This window comes from Microcoleus sp., from assembly GCF_049646505.1.
GTDB lineage: Bacteria > Cyanobacteriota > Cyanobacteriia > Cyanobacteriales > Microcoleaceae > Microcoleus.
This window is the reverse complement of record NZ_JBARVX010000074.1, coordinates 1-2,808: the sequence shown is the minus strand read 5'-3', so window position 1 is coordinate 2,808 and position 2,808 is coordinate 1. Positions and strand designations below refer to the sequence as shown.

Below are 2,808 nucleotides of genomic sequence, written 5' to 3'. Positions count from 1 at the left end.
ATCTTACCGCAGCTATTCGAGAAAAGCGCAGTCTACGAACCGACTTGGCAAAACTTAGCTTTGAATTGGGGAATTTTATGCCTGCACGCAGCAGTTTATTTAACCGTAACTTTGCTGCTGCAAAAGCGGAAAGATATTTTCAAATAAGTAGGTCATCTGGGTATTATATCCCCGACTTCTTCTCGGTATTTTTCGTGAGAACTCGGACTTATTTAAGAAGTCGGGGATTTTGGCATTAGATGGGGGAAGAAAACAGCAAATAAGTTACCGCTGCTGTTTTTTTCCCCATAAGCATCTTCTATGATGACATCAAAGTCAGATGTATTATAGTTTCGTAAATATTGTTTTATCTTCTCCTCATCCCGATCTTTCAGCAGCAAATATGCAGCAAATCTCACGGACATTATCCGATCGTCCAATGCTTGAATTATCAAATCCAAGCCTGCTTCTCCATATTTCAGCGCTTCGGGGAGTGCGGAGGCTCTAACGTAGACAGCGGGCGAGGCTAAGCGGCTTTTAAGGCCAGAGATGCCTCCTAAGACAGCAGCACCTATCGGGGGTGGATTTTGACCGCCCTTAACTGCATCGTATTCTCTAGGTTCATTTTGATGTTCTGACATAATTTCAACCAGGGACTTTTGCTAGTTTATCCGGCTGCAATGGAGGCATCGCCAGCAATTCCTCAACTGAAAAAGGTTTGGGTTGAGGAATTGCTGCTTCAGCGTCCATGAGTTCTTTGATTTTGTCAAAAATCAAAAGAGTTTCTTCTTCTCCGTCAGTTAATTTATCGTAAAAATAAGGTAGGTCAAACCAATGCTCAAAAGCAATCTCTAACAAACCGTTAGTTGCTAATTGCACTTGCCAGTACCGAGAATATCTGGCATCGACTATCTCAAATAACGGGGCCCGATTGTGTATGGGATAATAAGTATAGCGTTCGTCGCAAATATAGTAGGATAAATTCCCTTGCCATTGGGAGATAGCATAGACAATATACTCTTTACCTACTATCAGTTTAAATTCAGTTTCTGTGGTGATGTCTAACGGTGGGTTTAGGTAATTTGCCGGCAAATAAGCCCCTTCGTTTGCAATGCAGCGAATTTTCATATTCTAAAAAACAAGCTAGTTTTAATTGTACGATCTGGCTGTTATATCATTTCCGTTTAATTCAGAATTGTATCTGATGAAGTTCTGTAGATACCGTAGGGTGCGTCGCTGTCGATAATCTGCGGCTCGGCTTAAAAATCTCGTAGCGACGCACCCTACAAATATTTAATCTACCAAATCGTCTAAGGAAAGCTTCAAGAGGTTGCACAATGCTTTCGTCTGTTCGAGATAGAGTTTTGGAATATGTCGGCCGGCTTCCCAATTTTTCACAGTTGTTACAGTCACGCCCAATTCATCAGCAACTTGCTGCTGCGTCAAAGAAAGCGATTGGCGTCGCTGTTTGAGTTTTTCTCCCACACTACTCATTCACTGTACCGATTTCAGAATTCCTATGGTTAACTTGACTTAACCAAAATTTGTCCGTAGTATGAGAGGAGAACATCACATTCGTCAGAAAGCCAGTGCGTCCCGGCTACCAACCTATCAGCACTGGCTCTGGCTCCCATACGTATGGAGACAAGTTCATTATGCCTTACAAAGAACGACTTTACCCTTGGGTGCTGGTTCGTTTGCTTCCCAAAATGCAGCGGTTGACAGTTGGTCAGTTCCGCACTCGCTCTGATGCAGATGGTCATCTAGAGATTCTCCACCGCTTAATTCCCTGCGGAAAATTCGTGGTAATATTTAACCCCGACTTGCTACAGTCGCAGCAAGCTGACACTTGCGACAAAACATTCGATCGGTAATTTTCAAATAACCCCTTCCCGGACACGGGGAGGGAGTCGTTGGGTGGGGGCGGGTTTACGAGATTATTAATTTTAGGCAATTATGGTTGGTAAAACCCGCCCTACGATTTTTGCTGAACCAGCCTTTAAAAACATAAAAAATCCCCCAAACGGGGGATTTCCTTCAAGGCTATTACATCGCCTTAGTTTCCGGCATCAAACACTTATCAGAATCGCAGCCCGCCGGCCCAGAATCCATCATTTCACCCAAATCGTAACGGCTCAAAGCCTCGTGGAAAACATCAATATCGCGGCGCGATAAAGCTTCTGCCACCATTTTGGTGTAAGTTTCTTTGTTAATCGGTTCAAAGGGCAAGCGCGGGAATGTTTCTAGAGCATCAAACCTGGCTAAAAGTGCGGCGGAAATGTAGCCTTCGTCATCGCGAATTGCTTCGTAAATCCGAGTACCCAAACTTTCTACTTCATTTTCCCGCAACTCAATTGTGGCCGAAGTGTTGTGTCTGACATAGAACTTTTGCACTTGCATATAAAAGTCCATTTGCGCGGCTGCCGAGAACTTGTTAATGTCAATTTCATCGGCACCGGGCAAATCTGCCCAACTTACAGCAACGGGTATTTCTACCAGCCATTCCGTGCAGCGTTCGTCGAAGGGATTGTTGAGTAAATTGCCGTTTTCATCTTTGTCAGATTGAGACGGAATTACGTTGTATCCGTAGTCGATGCAGGCGAGGGCTACGGGGTCGTTTTTGCCGAAAGTGATCCGGCGAATAAAACGCTGGGCTTTCGGCGGATGCCAGCCGGGGGAAGCGCCTGTGAGCAGAGATTTTGTACCCGATGGTTGCACGGTTGTGCAGCGATTGGGGCGTTTCAAGGAATGGCGATCGCAATAATCCCATACTACCCGATTCACAATCTCCCGCCAACCAGTCAAATACTCTTCTTCCCGCTGTTTAAA

4 protein-coding genes and 1 pseudogene are annotated in these 2,808 nt (G+C 44.8%); 1 reads left to right on the top strand and 4 read right to left on the bottom strand.

Annotation, left to right across the window (positions count from 1 at the left end):
* Nucleotides 1-212: 212 nt before the first annotated feature.
* The 3 genes from WBA89_RS04040 to WBA89_RS04030 form a co-directional block, all read right to left on the bottom strand.
* Nucleotides 213-620, bottom strand: a complete 408-nt coding sequence (locus WBA89_RS04040) for a hypothetical protein (protein WP_424404246.1) — start codon at nucleotides 618-620, stop codon at nucleotides 213-215.
* Nucleotides 621-624: 4 nt separating this feature from the next.
* On the bottom strand, nucleotides 625-1,107 hold the full coding sequence (locus WBA89_RS04035) for a hypothetical protein (protein WP_424404245.1): 483 nt from the start codon (nucleotides 1,105-1,107) through the stop codon (nucleotides 625-627).
* A 165-nt stretch (nucleotides 1,108-1,272) separates the two neighbouring features.
* A complete protein-coding gene (locus WBA89_RS04030) occupies nucleotides 1,273-1,473 on the bottom strand; it encodes a helix-turn-helix transcriptional regulator (RefSeq protein ID WP_193975651.1) in 201 nt (66 codons plus the stop codon).
* A 161-nt stretch (nucleotides 1,474-1,634) separates the two neighbouring features.
* Here WBA89_RS04030 and WBA89_RS04025 point away from each other — a divergent pair, with 161 nt between their 5' ends.
* Nucleotides 1,635-1,853: a hypothetical protein gene (locus tag WBA89_RS04025; protein WP_424404244.1), complete on the top strand. Its 219-nt coding sequence runs from the start codon at nucleotides 1,635-1,637 to the stop codon at nucleotides 1,851-1,853.
* Nucleotides 1,854-2,025: 172 nt separating this feature from the next.
* On the opposite strand, the pseudogene WBA89_RS04020 reads toward WBA89_RS04025, so the two are convergent.
* Nucleotides 2,026-2,808 (bottom strand): annotated as a pseudogene (locus WBA89_RS04020) (ribonucleoside-triphosphate reductase, adenosylcobalamin-dependent); the annotation flags it as partial.